Source organism: Candidatus Nitrososphaera gargensis Ga9.2, from assembly GCF_000303155.1.
Lineage (GTDB): Archaea > Thermoproteota > Nitrososphaeria > Nitrososphaerales > Nitrososphaeraceae > Nitrososphaera > Nitrososphaera gargensis.
The window spans coordinates 1745182-1764900 of the sequence record NC_018719.1 but is presented as its reverse complement, the minus strand read 5'-3'; the positions used below and the strand labels follow the sequence as shown (position 1 = coordinate 1764900).

The window sequence follows — 19719 nt, the reverse complement described above, 5'->3', positions numbered from 1 at the left end:
CTTTTACACATAATGTCAGTGCCTGTATTTGGCATGAGTGAGCATGACTTTAGGAGCGCGCTCAAAAAAACCAAGCGGGCGATAATCCCTGTGGGATCGCTCGAGCAGCACGGCAGTCATCTGCCGGTATCGACCGACTCGCTCATCGTCGAGTACATTGCAAGGCTGGCCGCGGAGAAGGTTGGCGCGTTTGTCCTACCGGTAATCTCATACGGTATTTCATTTGAGCACAAGCCAATGTTCAACGTGTCGCTCCGCAATTCGACGCTTTCAACCATGATCTGCGACGCCTGTATTTCTCTTGCTGAAAATAGAATAAAGGAGATAATAATCCTAAATGGCCATCATGGCAACATGGGCGCGTTGCAGTATATAGCGCAGGAGCTTCATGGCAGGCTACCAAGGGATGTTCGAGTGCATACCATACATTACTGGCACATGATGAAGAGTGAATTTGACCATGCCGGCGAAGTTGAAACATCGCTTGTCTTGGCAATCGCGCCGGAACTTGTCAGGATGGACAGGGCATTGCCAAACTCTAAAAAGCTATCAAAGTCAAAGGCTGCGTACAGCAGCATCACCAACACTCCTGGATCGTTTCCAAAAATAACTGGCAATGGTGTATGGGGCGACCCTAGGAAGGCCACGGCTGCAAAGGGCGAAAAGTGGATAAAAGAGGTCACTGCCGGGCTGGCCAAGACGATAACTGAGCTTGGCTGAAAACCAAATGCAATGAAATTTTAATATATGCCTACATTGCGCTTACCTGTAGGTAGATATATGTCAGTAGATATGGCGGTAAAGGTTCTCGATGAGAGCCTTGGAAAGGTTGTGCTTATCAAATTGAAGGGTGGCAAAGTGATCAGGGGTAACCTCCACGGTTTCGATCAACACATGAACCTATTGCTTGAAGACTCGGTCGAAATACTCGAAGAGGGCAAATCAAACGACCTTGGCACCATCGTTGTCAGAGGGGACAACGTGGTGATCATTTCACCACCTCCAAAGTAGTTGCAGGGGTCGAGTTTGAGAAATGACGAAGGGCACTACTTCAATGGGCAAGTTCACCCGCAAAAAGACCCACATACGCTGCAGAAGGTGTGGTCACAACTCGTACCACAAGCGGGGCAAGAGATGCGCCAAGTGCGGCTACCCTGATCCTAGAATGCGCAAGTACGATTGGATTAAGCGGCAGGTTATTTGATACAAACGGAAAGCTTTTCTTTTAGCATCACCAAAGGCAATCCATCATAATGTCCGCGGAAATCGCCATTATCGCTGGCTCGTCTGTCGCAGGCGCGATATCGGCTGCATTCATTGAAAAGCTATCTCGTTTGTGGGGTGGCGACAAAAAGAAGCCCAGACCAACAAACGCCGTCAGGGCGGAGCTGCTCTCACTCTTGTTTGAGAAGAACCTTGCTGCGGAAGCGATAACCCGCGTCTATGAGGCATCACAAGAAGGCAGGATAGACCGGCTAGAGCGCGATAGACTATTGTTGAAATACAAGCAGCAGCTTGATTCCCTCAACCAAAAAATCGCTATTGTGCAGCCGGTAGCTGACTTTGCTGATATAACAGAACTTCGGAACAACCTTGTTTCACTGCTTGAAAACAAAATCTCTGCGCTGGATCAGAAACTGATGCAAATGAAACCTGGCATATCTCCTCCTGATGTCATTGATGCAAGGGTACAAAAGATAATCGCCGAGACTTCAAAGGTCCAGACGACTCCTGTAGATCAAAAGCCCTTCAAGGCAGAGGAAAAGAGCATCGATCAGCTGCAAAAGGAAATAGTGCAAGCGCTCCAGCGGCTTGAGCAAGTGGAGATAGACAAGGACTAGGTTACAATCGTTAGCGCTTTTGGGAACACCTGAAAAGTCGCCGGCAGAATGCCGATCGGCTCGCCGTCTACCGTGACTGTCACTTCTCTCTCCATCGACTTTATCAACACTTTCTTTGCCTTCGAATACAGTATGTTGTCTTCGCCAGCATAATTGCCTGCCTTGATGTTGGCCATCTCGTCAAGCATCTTCAAGCTGCCAGAATCCTTCAATACCAGAAGATCAAGCAGGCCATCAGACATGCTGGCCTCAGGCGCAGCCATAAAGCCGCCACCTAAGAATTTTCCATTCGCAACCACTGCCATAGTCATGTTTGTAGACTTTTTGCGCCCATCTATGAACAGGTCGCACGCATTGCTCTCATACGACGGCACAGTGCTGATTATGGCTGCCGCCGTTGATACAATCCTGCTCTTTATCTTGCTCCTTACCTTCTTGGACCTGTCAATAATTTCTGCCCCGACGCCTATTTCTGCCGCATTTAGAAAAATCCGCGGCCGGAGACGAAAGCCATTGTCAGGATTTGTCGCCGAGATTGCTATTACATCTATTTTTGTAGGATTGCCTCCAACAAAATTCTGGCAGCACTCTACCACGCCGGCTGGAAGTCCGAGCGACTTGACAAGCACATTCCTTGTGCCGCACGGCACAACACCCATTATAGCGTCTGGGTTTATCAGCCTTAATTTGTGGCCGCGCACCCCTGTTGTGTCTTCAAAAAAGCCGTTTGCAACCTCGTTTATTGTACCGTCGCCTCCGATGGCGATTACCTTGTCAAACCCTTTGCGAAGCATGTCTCTTGCAAGGACTGTCCCGTCGCCTGATTTCTTACTAAAGGCAACTTTTATCCTGCCTCCAAAAATTTTCTCCATCTTTGCATACAACTCGTCCCAGTTCTTGCCTGTCAGCCCGCTGCACGAGTTTGGATTGACGATCAGGGCGGTGTCAAATGCCCTTTGCTTGGCGCGCACTTGCACGCCGATATTCTTCAACAATGGAATATATGAAAAACATCACTCATAAGGGTATTGAAAAAATAGAGAGAGAAGGAGATTTACTTCTTTAGCCCCTGAGTGGTTGGAATTCCTTCCATCATGCCCTGCAGCGAGTTAGTGATATTGAGAAAGTGCAAACCCTTCTGTGTGGTCTTGTATGTCTGTTCACCCTTGTCGTATGCCAGCAATCCATTTTCTTCAAGCACTGTAAGGTACTCTTTCAGCTGGGCGTACGATAAGAACGCTTTGTACATTATCTTGGTCTTTGTAACGCCGCCAGTAGCCGACTCCAGAATTCGCGAAGCGATTTCGGTCCTACTTCTATATTTCATTCTTCTTATTCTTTCTAGGAGCCTCGGTCTATATAAGAAACCCGTGGGTAATCTACAGTAAGATTATTCAGTCTATGACTTATACATATAGAAAAGCAAAATAGTGCGTAAAAATCCACTCTAGTTGTTTGGTTGCACGAATTATTGATGGCAAAGTTGTATCGGCAGATGTCAAGGCTAGGGTGAAAAAAGCGGTAGAGCAGCTGAAAGACAACGGCGTCCAGCCGTGCCTTGCTACCGTGCTAGTGGGAGACGATCCTGCTTCTGCGACGTACGTTGGGAGCAAGCAGAGCGACGCCAAGGAGGTTGGCATCGCCACAAGGGACCACCGGCTTACATCCACCTTCAAGCAGAGTGAGCTGGTAGAGCTGATGCAGCTGCTGAACAATGACCATGAAGTTCATGGCATACTGGTGCAACTGCCGCTACCTAAGCACATTGACGAGTTTGAGGTAATTGCTGCACTGAGCCCGTTCAAGGATGTGGACGGCCTGACTCCCTATAACGCCGGCATGCTCCAGAGTGGCATGGGGGTCTTGAAGCCATGCACGCCTTCTGGCATCATTGAGCTCTTGGATTACTACAAGATAGACATAACCGGCATGGACGCGGTCGTAGTTAACCGCAGTAACCTAGTAGGCAAGCCCCTTGCGCTCTTGCTTCTAGAGCGCAATGCGACCGTGACAATATGCCACTCAAAGACCAAAGACCTGAATGCAAAACTGCACAATGCGGATCTGGTGGTGACTGCCGTCGGCAACCGCCAGCGCTTTACACTTACCGGTGACATGATAAAGGAAGGCGCGATCGTAATCGATGTCGGGATAGCCCGGCTCAACAACAAGCTGGTCGGAGATGCCGACTTTGAATCCGTGAAGCAAAAAGCGTCATGGGTGACTCCTGTCCCCGGCGGTGTAGGGCTCATGACGCGGGCGATGCTACTGAAGAACACGGTGACTGCCGCCTCTATTTCCAAAGAGATGAGCAGATAGCTGACAGGAAAGAAAGACGTCCGGCAGCAGATGCTTGAAAAACGCAACAGGCTTGATGCGCAGGAGATTGTAGAACGCAGCAAGCGCGTCCAGGAATTTTTGATAAACAGCAAGGAGTTCCAGTCAGCCAAGGTCGTAGGCGCGTACTATGCCTTTGGCTCTGAAGTAAGGACAGATCTTGTGATAGAGCAGACAAAAGCACTTGGGAAAAAGGTCGCGCTGCCAAGCGTCGAAGGCGAAAACCTCACATTCTACGAGCTGTCGTCGGGCAAGTACCTTGTTAAGGGCAGGTTTGGCATAATGGAACCCCTGCCTTATGGACCTGTGGACAGGATGGACTTGTTGGTTGTCCCCGGCATCGCGTTTGACAGGAAAGGCTACCGGCTTGGCTACGGCAAGGGCTACTATGACAAGTTCTTGGCCAAGAGAAAGGTGGTGTTCTCCATCGGGCTTGCCTACTCTTTCCAGCTGCTTGATAACAATCTTCCATTAGGCGAGCACGACAAGAGGCTGGACGCGATAGCCACCGAAGATCGCATCATTTACGTCTAGCGCACGATGGCTCTTCTTGCAATATCTGTCCTGTAATAGTGGCCGTTTTCTCCCCACCGTATCTTGCGAACGGCCGAGTACGCGTTTTCGATCGCCTGCCTTGCATTCTGCCCGAGTGCAGTCACGCCCAGAACACGGCCGCCGTTTGTCACTATCCTGTTCTGTGAATCCCTTGCAGTGCCTGCATGGAAGATCATAATGTCATTGCCAAATTTAGAGTCGAGACCCTCGATCACTTCGCCCTTATTGTAGCTGCCGGGGTAACCACGGGAGGCCATAACCACACACACCGCTGTCTGGTCCTTCCATTGGATCGGAGGCATCGAGCCGAGCCGCCCGTCGACAGCCGCGTCTACATATTCATACAGATCGGACTCCATCCGCATCATGATGGGTTGACACTCAGGATCGCCCATTCTTGCATTGAACTCGAGCACATGCGGGTTGCCATTTTGGTCGACCATTATGCCTGCGTAGAGGAATCCCTTGAACGGGGTGCCGCGCTTTTTCATGATGCTTGTCACTGGTTCCATCACCCGCTTTACAATCTTGTCATAAAGATCGTTATCGACTACTGGCGCCGGGGAATAGGCGCCCATGCCGCCGGTATTGGGGCCCTTGTCGCCATCAGAGACCCGCTTGTGGTCCTGGCTTGAGGCAAGGGACATTATCGTCATGCCATCGCAGAGCGCAATGAATGATGCCTCTTCGCCGGACAACCGTTCCTCGATCACAATCCTGCTGCCTGCAGCCCCGAACTCTTTTTTGGTCATCATGCTGTCGATTGCCGCAATCGCTTGATCGGCATTGTCGCACACCACCACCCCCTTGCCGGCTGCAAGCCCGTCGGCCTTGACTACCAGTGGCTTACTCTGTTTTGAGACATAGTCCTTGGCCTTATGTGCATCTGTAAAAATGGCAAATTCCGCGGTCGGGATGCCTGCTTCGCGCATAAGCTCTTTGGCAAATGCCTTGCTTGCTTCGAGCATGGCGGCCTGCCTTGTAGGACCGAAAATGCGTAGGTCTTCTTTTTCAAAGGCGTCAACGATACCAAGCGACAGCGGCTCCTCCGGACCCACGATAGTGAGCAGCTTCTTGCTCCTCTGCTTCTTGGCAAACGACACCAACTTGTCGATGTCATTCTGCTTGATATCTAGATTTTCAAAAGTGCCGCCGTTGCCAGGTGCGAAATAGATCTTATCTACATGCCTACTTTGCGAGATCTTCCAGCCGATGGCGTGTTCCCTGCCGCCTGAGCCGACGATAAGAACGTTCACAATGCTGTAAAAACAGTCGGATAATAAATTGTTTGATTAAGTTTCACTTACTTTTTTCGTGTCCCCTTTTAAGCGATATGCGTGTCTACTTTGCATGGGCTCGGAAGCTGACGCGGGACGCGCCCGCAGAGGACTTGCATCTGCCAACGAAGAAACAAGACAAAGAGTTGCTAGGAAAGGCGGCATTGCGCCGCACCAGAAAAGGGGGCTTGCAGCAGCAAACCCGGAAACAAGGATGCGAGTGGCCAAGGCGGGCGGCGAGGCGCGGGCCCAAGACAGGGAAGGGCTCTCTGTCGCCGGAAGGCGCGGGGGCGAAGTCGTGAAGGAGCGCTACGGCTCTGACTTTTACCGTGAGATCGGCGAAAAGGGAGGAGGCGCGGTGAAAGAGCGCTACGGGACCGAGTTTTACAGCGAGATTGGCAAGCGCGGGGGCGAGACTGTCAAGCAAGAGCGCGGCGCCGAATACTACTCTACTATCGGAAGAAAGGGCGGCGAGGCCCGGACGGTCGCGGAAAAGCCTGAGGAAGTACAGACTACCACAGACACGACTGGCGTGTCAACTGCGGCCTAGCAGGTTGACGTTGTCTTCAGCTATTGCCTGCAGGTACCCTACGTATTCAGAGTCGGCAAACTTGATTGTCGTAAACCGGTTCTCTTCTATCGCTTTTCTTACACTCTTCAAGTGGTAGCACTCGTCGCCGCCTGATAGGGTTGTAAAGTAAAAGTCCTTGCAGGAACAAAAGCCGAGATCCGGGTCTGTCCAGTACTCGTTATCCTTGCCGACCACTATCCATAGCCTCTTGCCGCTTGGCAGAAAGAGCATCTGCTTGACGCTGCCAGACGCCAGCGCGTCGTCGATCCGCGACACTGATTTATTTGCCCTTTGTGAGTATATAAAAAGCGTGAAGATACGGCCGCTCCACCCGCACGCCGCGCTGTTGCTGGAAGAAGATGATGATCGCAAATATGTGGCGGTGTCGGACCTGCACATCGGGCTAGAAGCCGAGCTTCTGGAGAAAGGGGTGACGATGCCAAGCCTAGCGTCGGGAATGGTAAGTGAGCTGTTGGAGCTGGTGGAGCGGGAGCATGTTAATGGTGTGGTGCTCCTGGGCGACATCAAGCACACTGTCGGGTCGATAAGCAAGCAAGAGTGGGACGAGATACCGGCGTTCTTAAAGCGGCTGGCGGCAAAGGCGGACGTCTACCTTGTGCCGGGCAACCACGACAGCAACATCCGGCACCTTGTGCCTACAAGCGTGAATGTGGTGAGCGCCAAGGGCATGACGCTTGGCGGCGACACACTCCTTGTGCATGGCCACTCGATGCCGTCGGACATCCGGTCAAACGTGGGCAGGATAGTGATGGGGCACGTGCACCCTGTCTTTGTAAAGAAGGGAAGCGTGATAAACGGCCAACGGGTCTGGATATACATACAGGGCAGGAAGGAAGCGCTCTTTCCTTCACAGGAAGGAACGATCGAGGTCGTGGTGGTACCCAGCTTTAATCCTCATTTGTACGCTACAGAGGAAAGATGGTATCACAAGCCGATATCCCCCATTATTACAAGGGTAGTGGAGGCCGGGGTCGAGAAGTGCATTGTCGCGACGCTGGACGGGTCGGTGGTAGGCGATGTTGATGTGCTGCCACACATATTGTAGGTGTTGGGGGGTGTGCGCGTTTCCAGTGGAGCATATGGAAAAATGCAGTAGCATGTAGCATTTTACGCACAAAAAATGCTACAATTTACGAAATGTGCTTCCATTGAAAAAATGGTGCATTTTCGAAATGTGTGCGTTTCTAGTTCAAGAATAATGCGGAATAATTCTTTCATATACTCTGGAATATTTTTATTCCATCTTTTACGCTTGCATCTGGAATAATATTCCAATTTCGGAATAATGAGCACAAGCTGGAATATTCCAAGCAGAAAATTATTTTATCTTGTTAGCTGCATTGATCTGCCGCTGGTTGATATTGAGTAATAATGACATTTTGTATTTTATTATTAAAGAACTAATTTGGGATTGAACTTGCACAATCTTTAGTATCTAGAACCTCGCAAATCCAGAAATACGAGCGTGAAAAGTGTCAATTCTGGACGCATGGCCGTCCAGAATTGTGTCCAGTAGTGAAAAAGACTCCTGACCCAAAATGTGGAGCTTTGCCTTTTTCAGTACTAATAGCGAATTGGTTCACAGCATTCAGATATAGAGCATAACACCCGAAACCCATATCTGACATATGCAGCATGGAATGTCATGTCCAAAGCCGATCTTTACCAGAGGCTGGATAGAGTGTCCGAAATAACACTCACCGTTAAAGGTAGAAAATCAGGCAGAGATATCCATAGGCCAGTCTGGTTTGTGCATGAAGGCAACACTCTATATTTGCTTCCAGTTCAAGGCACCGACACCAACTGGTACAAGAACTTCCAAGTCAATCCAACATTGAAGATTTCTGCAAATGGCGCAGAAACAACTGTCAGAGGTAAACCAATAACAGACAGTGATAGGGTTGACTATGTCGTAAGCAAATTCAAGTCCAAATATGGTGAAGGTGACGTGAAAAAGTATTATCCGAAAACTGATGTAGCCGTTGAAGTCCCGCTCTGACAAACCTTTCTAGGAAGTGACGTATGACCCGATGACTTTCTTATATGGCCGGGGCTTTCCTTGTCTTCCTGTTTTGGCATAAATTGTAAAATATAGTTCCAATATGTGCCCAGAAGTGTCTCGTTTATTGCGTTGAAATGATTCAAAGCCTATTGGGCTTTGTTAATTGTGCTGTATGACTTGCCAGCGTCTTTTAGATATAGTATGTAGTCGATGATAGAGTCACGCATCTCTTTGTTTATCTGGCCTGGATTGATTGGTCTGTCCGGGCTTGATAGTTTCTTATGTGCGACAAAGGCTTTGAGGGCCTTGTCATAGGCTTTGCAGTATCAGGAGATTTGTGTTCAAGGGCTTTGAGGAATTTTTGGTATGGTGTTAGTCCGTCGATAGTAGTTGTCAAATTGAATGATTATTCTTTTTGCAAGTGAGCTTTAGGCTTTTAGTAGCGACGTGGCATGGTTAAAGAACTTGGGCGACGGTCATTGAAACACTCGGAATCGACAAGCACATGAATGCTAGTCATAACATAGCTTGCACTACGTATGGAAATGGTATCTCATCATTCTGGCGGAATATAGCGTATCAGTCTATATGCACGATAGCAAAGGAATCCTATTGTACTCCACTCTGCAACACTCCATAAGATTACGATCACATTCCAGGTTGATATTGGCACAGGAATCGTAAAATGCTCCCCAAAAATCCAAAGGAATGTGAGAATAGTCGGAAAGTTCATTATTATTGAAATCACACTGAGGTCTGGATTATACCAAGTACTAGCAGAAACCCATATTACGCCAGCCGCAAATCCGTAGACTGCGAAAGGTATCAGAAGCCATTCATTTCCATACATTAGCATATAACGAATGGAGTTTGAAGGTTGTTTCTGCAAAGTCCAGTTTACCTAGGTTGAGGGAAGTTAAATAAGAGTATGCTTGGTCAGATTATCAAGCGCGGAAATATTCGCAGGTCTGTAGCCATTCAACAGGGGAGTCCTCATGAGCTTTTTGCCATGACCCTCTAGTCGCTTGGTTCTTTGTAAGGCGAGCTTTGAGGATTTGGTTCCATCGGGTTGTTCTAATACTAGGTTTATCTAGCAAAAATTGAAAATCATTAATCATGTCAGTCAAAATCAAAATCTTTGTTTTGATTGCAATGCTTTGTCTTTTACCAACCCTTACATATTCATCTGCCTACGCTCGATTAGGACCAACAGATGATAATAACGTCAGTGCTATTGCCACACCTGAGCAGCTAGAGGAATGCAAAACCTTGGGTATAAGTCCTGAAAAATGCTCAGACATTGAAATTCTAAAGCATCGCTGTCTAGATGGACCCAATTCCCCATGCAGCATGGGACGCCCACCATTACCACCTAAACTAGCTCCTTTCATCCTGTCCATTCTCACAGGATATGGAATAGCATTAGTGACAGGGGTTTATGCTGTAAGAAAAATAAGAAAGGTGAGGAAAAAGGCGACCACAGAATAATAATCAGTCACAAATGGATTCTCTGTCCTATCGAAGATCAGGCCATTTCCATTAAATGGCGTAATCTCTCAATTGTTCCCAATGGTAGCCACAACTATCAAAAGCGTAATGGTTGTAGATGACGCAAAGATGTTGTCACTGCGACTGTTTTGAGCCTGCAGCGGACGGGCTTTAGGGTCCATTCGTTTACTGATCCGCTTGAGGCCATCAATCACATTGCCAAAGATGGTTGTAAAGATTGTGAATTGCTAGTACCAGATATCAGAATGCTAGGAATGGATGGGTTTGAGCTCGTCAGAAGGGTCAAGATGCTGCGGCCGGAAATGAATGTAGTCATGATGATGGCTTTTGAAGTGAACAAGAGAGAATTTGAACAGGTGTTTCCTTCAACACCAGTTGAGAACGTGTTGAGCAAACCGTTTGTGCCGCACCTGCTTGCATAACTGGTAAAGTCAGCTTATAGAGAAGAGGCCAAGCAGAAAACCTAGAAGTGTCTATTTCATTGTCTTGCCAAATTGAACGATTGTTCTATTTGAAAATTGAGCTTTGAACATTTTGTAAAAATGTAAGTGGCATGGCGCGGCCTTAAGAAGACCTTGTTTTTTGCTACATTTGATTTTAATTCTGCTTGATTTGGTAGATTGGATGAAATGGCGCAGAACCCCTCTTCTTTTGATAAAGAAACACAAAAGGCTAAGAGACAACAGGCCAAAAAGAGTGTTGCAAAGTGGCTAGTTGTTCTAGGAACAGTCCTTGCCATAGTGCTTGCTAGCAGTACTTACCTGCTTGAACCAATACTCTCTAGCCAGCATGTCCGGTATTTGCAAGTCACAGAAGTTGCGATAATTGGTTTCTTTGCCATCCAGCTTATTACAAGTGTCTCTTACAACATCTATGTTCGCGATAGGATATAGGCAATTGCTTGATGATGAGCATGTAAAGGAGGTGCCAATTGTCTCATACCCTTGCAGTATTGCTTGGAAGAATGGGCGTTCACAAAAAGGAGAGAGGTAGGGATATAGGCTATTGGATTTGCCAGTTCTGTACTGGTCTGGCGCAAGAGATAGGCAAGAGGATAGCCTGCAGGTATATCGTTTTGCAAACTATCAAAATCAAGTCGGCGTATTATGAACACAAGTGCATGTTTCATCAAACAAAGAAGGCGAATCCTGAAGGAAAAATTTGGATGTACAGAAGGTTATCATAGACAGACTACTAGTTTCTGGCTTCGATGGAGCTCAGATGCCTAAACTTTAAAGCTCTGAATCATGAACCCTACTACATGACAAAATCAAATCCCTTAAGCTTTAACCTCACTGCTGTTCATAATGATTTGCAGTCCGTTTCAGAACCGCTATCGGCACGGAAATACCGGAGTCACATAGAAACAAGATCAGGAGAGTATACGAAACAACAAATAGCTTTAAAACCTGACCTATAAGAGCAGGTTTATATCTTCATCAGCCCATTTTTAGGCCATGGGCAATGGATCAAAAAGCATGGTTCCAGCACCAAAAAATGGTAGGGCCAGTAGGACTCGAACCCTGAATCAGTTGATTTTATTCTAGTTTTACATAATTTCGGAGCGGCGCAAGCGTCGGCGTATTGCTGCTCAACCATTGCAATGTTTTTGTAAATGAGCTCGCCGCTTCAATAGTAGTCAGCACCGGAATTCCCATCTCCACCGCCTTCCTTCGTATCTGATATTCGTCATACAGCATGCCTACGTACTTCTCTATCGTCGATGTAGCCGGTATATTGATGATAAAGTCGATCTTGCGCTCGTACAGCAGGTCGGCGATGTTGGGCTTTCTGTCCGGCTCGCTTATCTTGTAGACCAGCTGCACATCCTTGAAGTTGTTGTTCTCCATAAACTCTGCTGTGTGCTCTGTCGCCATTATCTTGTAGCCCATCGACGAAATGAGCGACACTATCGGAAGCAGCATCTCCTTGTTCTTCGGCCCTCCGACAGTCACAAGCGCAGACCCAGACAGCGGCAGCGAATACCCTGCCGCCATATACGCCTTTGACAGCGCGTCGTAGAAAGTATTGCCAAAGCACGCAACTTCGCCGGTAGACTGCATCTCTACGCCAAGCACGACGTCCGCGCCTTCCAGCTGCATAAACGAAAACTGTGGCACCTTGATCCCAAACCCTGTCGTCTTGAGCCACAAGTCCTTGGCAGCAGGCGGCAGTTTCCTGCCGGTCATCGCTTTAGCAGCCAAGTTGATCAAATTAAAGCCAACGAACTTGCTCACAAAGGGCATTGACCGGGAAGCCCTCACGTTTGCCTCTATCACCGACACCTCGCCGTTCTTGACCAGGTACTGGATGTTGAACGGCCCTTTGACGTTGAGCGCCTTGCCTATCTTGACCGAGTTGTCGACTATGGTGTCTATGGTCTCCCTCTCTAACCGCCAAGGCGGTATGCTCATCATTGCGTCGCCCGAGTGCACGCCAGCGTTGTCGATGTGCTCAATGACAGAGCCGATAATGACGTCATTGCCGTCAGATACCGCGTCCACTTCGACTTCCGCGGCGTCCTGCAGGAACTTGCTGATGACGACTGGATGATCAGGGCTTACGTTTGTCGCGTCGGTCAAGAATTGCTCTAATTGTTGCTCGCCCCATACCACTTTCATTGCCGCGCCAGATAGCACGTACGACGGCCTGACCAATACGGGAAAGCCTACAGTGTCTGCAAACTCTTTGGCTTCTGTCAGTGATGTGAACTTTCTCCAAGCCGGCTGCTTTATCCCTAATGTGTCAAGCAGTTGCCCGAACTTGGACCTGTCCTCTGCCCTATCAACATCCTCAGCGCTTGTGCCAATTATCTTGATGCCATTCTTTGCCAATTTCGGAGTCAGGTTGTTCGCTGTCTGGCCGCCCACGCACGTCACTACGCCAGTCGGGTTCTCCTTGCCGCAGATGTCGAGCACTCGCTCTAGCGTCAGCTCTTCAAAGTAAAGCCTGTCGCAGATGTCATAGTCGGTCGACACCGTTTCAGGGTTGCAATTAATGACTGAAATCTCTTTGACGCCGTTTTCCTTCAAGCCCCATACCATGTTGACAGTACCCCAGTCAAACTCGACGCTACTTCCAATCCTGTAGGGGCCGGCACCAAGCACTATCATCCTGCTGCTCTTGCCGTTGTTGCTTTCGACCTTGACGTCATCTTCGCTTCCGCCGTACGTCAGGTAGAGGTAGTTTGTTTTCGCGGGCCACTCTGCAGCCAGGGTGTCGATCTGTTTTACAACGGGCTTGATCCCGAACTTCTCGCGGAACGCCCGCACCTGCATCTCGTCAAGGTTCTGGCAGCGTGCAATCTGCCTGTCTGAAAATCCTAACTTTTTCGCCTTCCTGACAAGGTTCTCGTCAAAGGTGGTCTTGCGCAGCTGCGCCTCCATGTCGACGATGTTCTTTATCTTTACCAAGAACCACGGGTCTATGAACGACAGCTGGTAGATCCGCTCGATGGACAGGCCGGCCTTCATGGCCTGGACCACGTGGAAAATTATCTCGTCGTTTGGATGTATGAGCGCCTGCTCTATCCGCTCAATGTCCTCTGGAGCGGGTGGTGGCGGCGAGTTGGCGTTTGCCACAAGACCATCCTTTCCCATGTCGCACATCCTGATCGCCTTTTGCACCACTTCTTCAAACGTCCTGCCGATAGCCATCACTTCGCCTACCGACTTCATGGCGCTTCCGAGCTTGCGTTTGACCAGCTCGAACTTGGAAAAATCCCACCGCGGCATCTTTAATACGACATAATCAAGCGACGGCTCAAAGCATGCTGTTGTAGCTTTGGTTATCCTGTTTATCAGCTCGGGCAGCGTGTATCCTAATCCAATCTTGGCGGCCATGTATGCCAGCGGATATCCGGTAGCCTTGCTCGCAAGGGCTGACGACCTTGACAACCTTGCGTTTATCTCGATAGCGGTATACTCCTCCGACTGCGGGTCAAGGCCAAACTGGATGTTGCATTCCCCGACAATGCCGCAGTAGCTGGTCGCCCTGATCGCCGCAGACCTGAGCATGTGGTACTCATAATTGTTGAGCGTCTGCGACGGCGCGATTACGATGTTGTCGCCGGTGTGCACACGCATCGACAACACGTTTTCCATGTTGCACACGATGACGCTGTTGCCCTTGTAGTCGCGCATCACTTCATATTCGATCTGCTTCCAGTGCCCGACGTATCGCTCTATCAGTATCTGGTGTACCATACTGAGGTTGAGGCCGCGCTGCGCGATCTCTTGTAATTCATATTCATTGTACGCGACTCCGCCTCCCCTGCCACCGAGTGTGTACGCGACCCTGATTATGACTGGGTAGCCGATCTCTTTGGCCGCCTTGAATGCTTCTTGCAGCGAGTTGACTGCATAACTCTGCAGCACCGGCACGTCGCTCTTTATCATCGCGTCCTTGAACTTTTGTCTGTCCTCAGTGATCTCGATCCCATGGATCTGGGTGCCAAGCACGCGCATGCCGTACTTTTCCAAGATGCCCTGCTCGTGCAGCGCGACTCCGCAGTTGAGCGCTGTCTGGCCGCCAAACCCAAGCATGATCGAGTCCGGCTTTTCCATCTGGATCACCTTCTCGACAGTGGCAACGTTGATAGGCACAGGATACACCTTGTCTGCAAAGCGTGTGTCTGTCTGGATCGTGGCGATGTTAGGGTTTATGAGTACGCTCTTGACCCCTTCCTCGGCCAGCGCCTTGAGGCATTGAGAACCGGAGTAGTCGAATTTGCGGCCAGTTTACTGGCTTTCGCCCGCTTCTCCGATTTTTATTGCCCCGCTGCCCAGCACAAGGACTTTCTTTATCGACTCATCTCTTGGCGCCTCTTCTCACCTCTTTCTTTTTCTTCTTTTTCGCCGCTATTTTTGTTGTCTTCTTTTTAGGCCGCGCTTTTGCAGCCTTGGTTGTCGCCGCAGCAGCTACCGCTGGCTCTGGCTTGACTCCATTACCGATAATTTCCTTGAAGCGGTCAAAGACGTACATGCAGTCGTACGGCCCCGGCGACGCCTCGGGGTGGAACTGCACCGCGATTATGGGCTTGCTCTTATGCTCGATGCCCTCCACCGTGTCGTCGTCCGCGTTTTCAAACCACACCTTAAAGCCCGTTTTTCCAAGAGTCTTTGGATCGATGCCGTAGCCGTGGTTCTGGCTCGTGACATAGACCTGGTTGTTGCGCCTGTCAACGCATGGCTTGTTCTGCCCCCTGTGGCCGAACTTTAACTTGTAAGTGTTGGCGCCGCCTGCAAGGGCAAGTATCTGGTTCCCAAGGCAGATCCCAAGAGTCGGCGTAGACTCTTTTATCAATTTGGAAGCGGTCTTGATCGTGTCCGTGCAGACCTTGGGGTCGCCCGGCCCATTGCTTATCACCACACCCTTTGGGTTATACGACATCACCTGCTCGTACGTCGCATCCCATGGCAGCCTGACCACTCTATAGCCTGTGCGAATGATGTTGCGTATAATGCTGTACTTTACTCCAGTGTCAAGCACGACTATGCAGTCCTTGCTCTTGTCGCCGTACTCTTTTGGCTCGCTCGTGGACACTTCGGGCATAAAGTTCAACCCTTCGTATTTCGCGCTGGAAAGTGCCCTTTTCAGCCGCGCCTCATCTATGGCGTTTTCAGACACGACGACTGCGCCCATCATCACCCCATGCACCCGTAGCTTTTTGGTCAGCGCGCGTGTGTCTATGCCATATATGCCAGGAATTTTCTCTTCATACAGCCACTGGTCCAGCGTCCTTGTGCAGCTCCAGTGGCTTGCGATATCTGATAAATCGTGAATGAGCAGCGCCTTGACCTGTATCTTGTCCGATTCGAAGAATTTCGGCAACCCGTACTCGTCCTTGATGTTAAAGCTTGGGACGCCATAGTTGCCGACAAGCGGATAGGTCATGCACAATATCTGGCCCCTGTACGACGGGTCTGTCAGCGTCTCGGTATAGCCGACCATGCCGGTGTTGAACACAACTTCGCCGGCAACCTCTGATGGGTAACCAAAGCCGATGCCGTCAAAAACACTGTCGTCTTCTAAAATCAGCTTGGCCGCATAGCCCGTGTAGGTCTGTTGCAGTGTAGGAATTTTTTGAACCCTCACCAACTGTAAAAGTAAGCAAATTTAAATTTTGCTTTGTGCAACAACAGTAATATCCTTGGGTGACCCAAAGTCGTCATTGCAGAAACAAGATCGATGCACCATCTGCGGATCGCGCTTTGCAGAGAAAAAGTGCTACTACTGTGAAAGCAGGATATGCACTTCGTGCATGGTTCCGGTAGAAGTGTCTGGCTCGACTACAAAATGCCTGACGTGCGACAGGAACAAAGTTAACAGGCTCAGCCTCGTTCAGATGCTAAAGAGGAACTATTACCTCTTCGCCATAATTGTGGCCTTTTGGCTGTTCACTGTCTTTCCAATCCCGTTCCTACACCTTGCAGGCATCGAAGTGGACCCAAGCGCCTTCCAGCCTGTCCTCATTGCCACCGGCGCCATGACCATACCCTTTGTCTTCCTGTTCCTTGCATGGCAGAGGAAGGCACCCAGAGGCTCCTCATAGTGTGGGAGGCCGTTTGGATAATTCGTTAAATAAACAGACAGCCATTGCTATTCTTACTATGAATTACTTTTCTACAAACAAGCTTCAGGCGATAGCCATTATTTCGGCCATCGTCATTTCGGTAGGCACAGGCGCGTTTTTTGCCTTGGGCAGCCCAATTCCAAAGGCGTACAGCCAGACGTCGTCGTCTGCATCGCTGGCATCATCATCCAACCCGACCATCCGAGTCACGGGCGACGCGATGACCAGTCTGATGCCGGACCGGGCGACCCTTGTCATAAATGTCCAGTCGCAGCCTGACGACCTCTCAATGGTTCTAAACGAGCATGCGGACAAGATAGAGGAAATCAAGCAGGCAGTGATGGCAGCCGACGACAGCGCCAAGGTCACGGTGGGCCATCGGAACCTCTCCCCATACTACTCTGGCGGCGGAGTCCCGGCCTCAAACGATGTGACCTTTAACGTGTACGCGTCAGTCGCGATCCAGACCGACATCGACCACCTCTCGGATCTTGTCAGTGCGCTGGCACAAGCCGGCTTTGGGTTTGAAAGCGTATATATCGATCCTGTATACTACAGCCGGCTTGCGCAGGTGGCGGCAAGCACTGACGCCAAAGGGTCGGTGGAATCTGGCGAAAATGTAACTGACGGCGTAAAGAACCCGATAACGATAGGCGTGTCGCTTAACACAAAGCCTGACGTCCTGACAAGCGCAATAGCCGAGTATGAAGCAAAGTACAGGACCTTGCTGTCGATACTAGAAGAGCAGGACATCTCGGAAGATCAGATCAAGCAGAACAACTTTAACATCTATCCACAGTACTATGGATCCAGCCAGACTGCAACGTACCAGGCAAACACACAGATAATTGTCAAGACCGGCGTGGACAACATCCAGACGGTAAGCAGCGCAATAAGGCAGGTCGATGGCGTCTTTGTGGAGAATGTCATCATATCGGTATCTGACGAAGCGATCGACAACGCAAGGCAAGACCTGACCCAACAGGCAATAGCCAACGCGCAGCAAAGGGCTTCTGAAATGGTAGAGCCGCTTGGGCTAGAAGTAAAGGGCATCAAATCTATAGAAGCCGTTGGAAGCCAAGGTCAGAACCCGTACGGAGGCGACGTATTCTACAGGGGAGTCAAGATACTCCAGCCGTACTACTACCAGAGCATAAATGGGGACATCTCTGTTTCTGTCATGGTAGAGTTTGAGATAGGAGAAGAAACGAGCGAGGACTGAGCCCTTCCGGGCCTCTCCTCCATCTTTTCCCATACGTTGCATTCACGTTTGGGTAAAACTTTATTAGAATACTGCCAAGCTGGAAAGTACGCTTATTGCTTTCTGCCAAGCTTGCAATCGACATTATTTTCATAGGGCTAGTGGTGGTCGCCATCTTGATCACGGCCATCGTAGTGGCAAAGGCCATGACCGACAAGTTTTCTATCTACACCAATTCTGCGCAGCAGGCGCAAACCAACAACAACGACAACAACCTTGAAGAATCAGGCGACACAAAAGTGCGCCCCACCTTGCCCCACCTTGACGCCCAACCCAAGCAAGATCAAAGCTTTGAGCTGTCGATAACCGATGCGCAGACTGCCACTGCAAGCCCCACAGACCAGATAGCGGCAAGCATCTACGGGTCATCACCAATCATCCTGCCTATAACTTGGGGCACAGTGGCCGGCACACTGATATGGAGGGGAAAGGTCCGGTCGACTTGGAGCAAGCAGGGCTACGACTACGACACGTTCAAGCTCCTCACAAGGATGCGCGGGAGCCCAATGCGCATTAGGCTGCTCAATGCTATTAACAGCAGCCCAAAGAACAAGCTCCAGCTGGCAAAAGAGCTTGACGTTGATTGGAAGACAATAGACAACCACATCGAAATGCTCTTGCATAGCAGACTCGTTGAAGAAAGGACGGTGGTCGGCACTGCGAGATATTATGCGATAACACACGACGGGATAAAGGTGCTGTCGTTGCTGTCTAACAGCAGCGAGATGACCGACAGTGAAAACTAGTACATCGATTTTGCGACAAGCTCGGTAAACTCGGTTGTCGAGAGCCTACCGCCGATGTCCTTTGTCTTGCTCCCCTTCTTTAGCGCGCCGACTATGGAGTCCTCTATGCGCTTGCCTTCCATGATTACGTCCTTGTCGCCGTGCCTATCGCCGAGCCATTCAAGCATCATCTTTGCCGACAGCAGTATTGACGACGGGTTTGCAGCGTTCTTGCCGGCGATGTCAAAAGCGGCGCCGTGCACCGGCTCGAAAAGAGCAAACGAGTCGCCGATGTTGGCCGCTGGCCCCATGCCAAGCCCGCCGACCACCTGCGCCGCTTCGTCGGACAGGATATCGCCAAAGAGGTTGGTGGTGACAATGACATCAAACTCTTCCGGATTGCGAATAAGGTTCATAGAGCACGCGTCAACATATAGCTCGCTGTACTGTATCTTGGGGTACTTTTTTGCAACCTCTCTGCAGGTGGCTGCAAAGAGCCCATCGCCCTTGCGCAGCACGTTTGCCTTGTGTACCGCGACCACCCTGCGCTTGCTGTTTCGCAAGGTCGCCGTCTTGAACGCGTATTCTGCTATCCTTCTGCTGGCGCGCTCTGAAGTCACCCTGAGGGCCACGACCGTGTTCTCGTCGGCGTTGAACTCCCAGCCAAGGTAGACGTCCTCTGTGTTTTCCCTCACGGTGACGAGGTCGACCTTATCTGAGAGGCTTGGTATGTTCGGGTATGACTTGGCCGGCCTCACGTTTGCATAGAGGTCGAACATGCGCCTCAGAACTATTATCACGTCGGCTGCGCTCTCGCCCACCGGGCCCTTCAGGCACGCCTGCGACTTTTTGATCGTGTCCACCGACGACTCGGGCAGCGCCTTGCCTTGCTTAGCGAGCGCGCTGTCGCCGGCGTCAACTTCGCTTATCGTGAATTTAGTCGAAGAAGACTTGTCGCTTATCGTCTCCAAGATTTTCTTCGCCGCCTCCGCCTGCTCCGGGCCAATGCCATCGCCCCTGATGAGGGAAATGTTGTATCTTGTCAA

General features: G+C 50.0%; 21 protein-coding genes and 1 pseudogene. 15 read left to right on the top strand and 7 right to left on the bottom strand.

Going from position 1 to position 19719, the window contains the following annotated elements:
* Positions 1-12 precede the first annotated feature (12 nt).
* Genes NGAR_RS10590 through NGAR_RS10575 form a run of 4 tightly spaced genes read left to right on the top strand, consistent with a single transcriptional unit; the run spans position 13 to position 1841 of the window.
* Positions 13-720 (top strand): creatininase family protein, encoded by a 708-nt coding sequence (locus NGAR_RS10590; RefSeq protein WP_015019731.1) that lies wholly within the window; start codon positions 13-15, stop codon positions 718-720.
* A 60-nt stretch (positions 721-780) separates the two neighbouring features.
* Entirely contained in the window at positions 781-1011 is a 231-nt protein-coding gene (locus NGAR_RS10585; RefSeq protein WP_015019730.1) for an LSM domain-containing protein, read from the top strand.
* Between the two features lie 22 nt (positions 1012-1033).
* A complete protein-coding gene (locus NGAR_RS10580) occupies positions 1034-1204 on the top strand; it encodes a 50S ribosomal protein L37e (protein ID WP_015019729.1) in 171 nt (56 codons plus the stop codon).
* Between the two features lie 49 nt (positions 1205-1253).
* On the top strand, positions 1254-1841 hold the full coding sequence (locus tag NGAR_RS10575) for a hypothetical protein (protein WP_015019728.1): 588 nt from the start codon (positions 1254-1256) through the stop codon (positions 1839-1841).
* Here NGAR_RS10575 and NGAR_RS10570 read toward each other — a convergent pair.
* Together NGAR_RS10570 and NGAR_RS10565 are read right to left on the bottom strand one after the other, a co-directional pair.
* On the bottom strand, positions 1838-2812 hold the full coding sequence (locus tag NGAR_RS10570) for a diacylglycerol/lipid kinase family protein (RefSeq protein ID WP_228369156.1): 975 nt from the start codon (positions 2810-2812) through the stop codon (positions 1838-1840). The two genes, NGAR_RS10575 and NGAR_RS10570, sit on opposite strands and share 4 nt — an antisense overlap.
* Positions 2813-2895: 83 nt before the next feature.
* Positions 2896-3168 (bottom strand): winged helix-turn-helix domain-containing protein, encoded by a 273-nt coding sequence (locus NGAR_RS10565; RefSeq protein ID WP_015019726.1) that lies wholly within the window; start codon positions 3166-3168, stop codon positions 2896-2898.
* 128 nt (positions 3169-3296) lie between these two features.
* Between NGAR_RS10565 and NGAR_RS10560 the strand changes: the two genes are divergently transcribed.
* Together NGAR_RS10560 and NGAR_RS10555 are read left to right on the top strand one after the other, a co-directional pair.
* On the top strand, positions 3297-4160 hold the full coding sequence (locus NGAR_RS10560) for a bifunctional 5,10-methylenetetrahydrofolate dehydrogenase/5,10-methenyltetrahydrofolate cyclohydrolase (RefSeq protein ID WP_015019725.1): 864 nt from the start codon (positions 3297-3299) through the stop codon (positions 4158-4160).
* Entirely contained in the window at positions 4161-4712 is a 552-nt protein-coding gene (locus NGAR_RS10555; RefSeq protein WP_228369355.1) for a 5-formyltetrahydrofolate cyclo-ligase, read from the top strand.
* Here NGAR_RS10555 and purD read toward each other — a convergent pair.
* Positions 4709-5992 (bottom strand): phosphoribosylamine--glycine ligase, encoded by a 1284-nt coding sequence (purD, locus tag NGAR_RS10550; protein ID WP_148681310.1) that lies wholly within the window; start codon positions 5990-5992, stop codon positions 4709-4711. The two genes, NGAR_RS10555 and purD, sit on opposite strands and share 4 nt — an antisense overlap.
* A 91-nt stretch (positions 5993-6083) precedes the next feature.
* On the opposite strand from purD, the gene NGAR_RS10545 reads away from it, so the two are divergent.
* The gene (locus NGAR_RS10545) at positions 6084-6560 is read left to right on the top strand and encodes a general stress protein GsiB (RefSeq protein WP_015019722.1); all 477 of its coding nucleotides are present in this window, start codon (positions 6084-6086) and stop codon (positions 6558-6560) included.
* Here NGAR_RS10545 and NGAR_RS17625 read toward each other — a convergent pair.
* The gene (locus tag NGAR_RS17625; RefSeq protein ID WP_187147468.1) at positions 6546-6857 is read right to left on the bottom strand and encodes a hypothetical protein; all 312 of its coding nucleotides are present in this window, start codon (positions 6855-6857) and stop codon (positions 6546-6548) included. The genes NGAR_RS10545 and NGAR_RS17625 overlap by 15 nt on opposite strands.
* Positions 6858-6891: 34 nt before the next feature.
* Between NGAR_RS17625 and NGAR_RS10540 the strand changes: the two genes are divergently transcribed.
* From NGAR_RS10540 to NGAR_RS10520, 5 genes are all read left to right on the top strand, one after another.
* Complete coding sequence (locus NGAR_RS10540; protein ID WP_187147467.1) at positions 6892-7647, top strand: metallophosphoesterase; 756 nt, start codon at positions 6892-6894, stop codon at positions 7645-7647.
* Positions 7648-8247: 600 nt separating this feature from the next.
* Positions 8248-8601 (top strand): nitroreductase/quinone reductase family protein, encoded by a 354-nt coding sequence (locus tag NGAR_RS10535; protein ID WP_015019719.1) that lies wholly within the window; start codon positions 8248-8250, stop codon positions 8599-8601.
* 1119 nt (positions 8602-9720) lie between these two features.
* Positions 9721-10092, top strand: coding sequence for a hypothetical protein (locus NGAR_RS10530; RefSeq protein ID WP_148681308.1), 372 nt, complete (start codon positions 9721-9723; stop codon positions 10090-10092).
* Between the two features lie 149 nt (positions 10093-10241).
* Positions 10242-10535: a response regulator gene (locus NGAR_RS10525; RefSeq protein ID WP_015019716.1), complete on the top strand. Its 294-nt coding sequence runs from the start codon at positions 10242-10244 to the stop codon at positions 10533-10535.
* A 207-nt stretch (positions 10536-10742) separates the two neighbouring features.
* The gene (locus NGAR_RS10520; protein WP_148681307.1) at positions 10743-11006 is read left to right on the top strand and encodes a hypothetical protein; all 264 of its coding nucleotides are present in this window, start codon (positions 10743-10745) and stop codon (positions 11004-11006) included.
* Positions 11007-11651: 645 nt separating this feature from the next.
* Here the strand turns inward: NGAR_RS10520 and carB are convergent.
* Together carB and carA are read right to left on the bottom strand one after the other, a co-directional pair.
* Positions 11652-14918 (bottom strand): annotated as a pseudogene (gene carB, locus NGAR_RS10515) (carbamoyl-phosphate synthase (glutamine-hydrolyzing) large subunit).
* A 4-nt stretch (positions 14919-14922) separates the two neighbouring features.
* Positions 14923-16209 (bottom strand): glutamine-hydrolyzing carbamoyl-phosphate synthase small subunit, encoded by a 1287-nt coding sequence (gene carA, locus NGAR_RS10510; protein WP_015019712.1) that lies wholly within the window; start codon positions 16207-16209, stop codon positions 14923-14925.
* A gap of 76 nt (positions 16210-16285) precedes the next feature.
* Here carA and NGAR_RS10505 point away from each other — a divergent pair, with 76 nt between their 5' ends.
* From NGAR_RS10505 to NGAR_RS10495, 3 genes are all read left to right on the top strand, one after another.
* Complete coding sequence (locus NGAR_RS10505) at positions 16286-16666, top strand: B-box zinc finger protein (protein ID WP_148681305.1); 381 nt, start codon at positions 16286-16288, stop codon at positions 16664-16666.
* A 58-nt stretch (positions 16667-16724) separates the two neighbouring features.
* Positions 16725-17909 (top strand): SIMPL domain-containing protein, encoded by a 1185-nt coding sequence (locus NGAR_RS10500; protein ID WP_015019710.1) that lies wholly within the window; start codon positions 16725-16727, stop codon positions 17907-17909.
* A gap of 95 nt (positions 17910-18004) precedes the next feature.
* Positions 18005-18694, top strand: a complete 690-nt coding sequence (locus NGAR_RS10495) for an ArsR/SmtB family transcription factor (RefSeq protein ID WP_015019709.1) — start codon at positions 18005-18007, stop codon at positions 18692-18694.
* Here NGAR_RS10495 and NGAR_RS10490 read toward each other — a convergent pair.
* Complete coding sequence (locus NGAR_RS10490) at positions 18691-19719, bottom strand: isocitrate/isopropylmalate dehydrogenase family protein (RefSeq protein ID WP_015019708.1); 1029 nt, start codon at positions 19717-19719, stop codon at positions 18691-18693. The genes NGAR_RS10495 and NGAR_RS10490 overlap by 4 nt on opposite strands.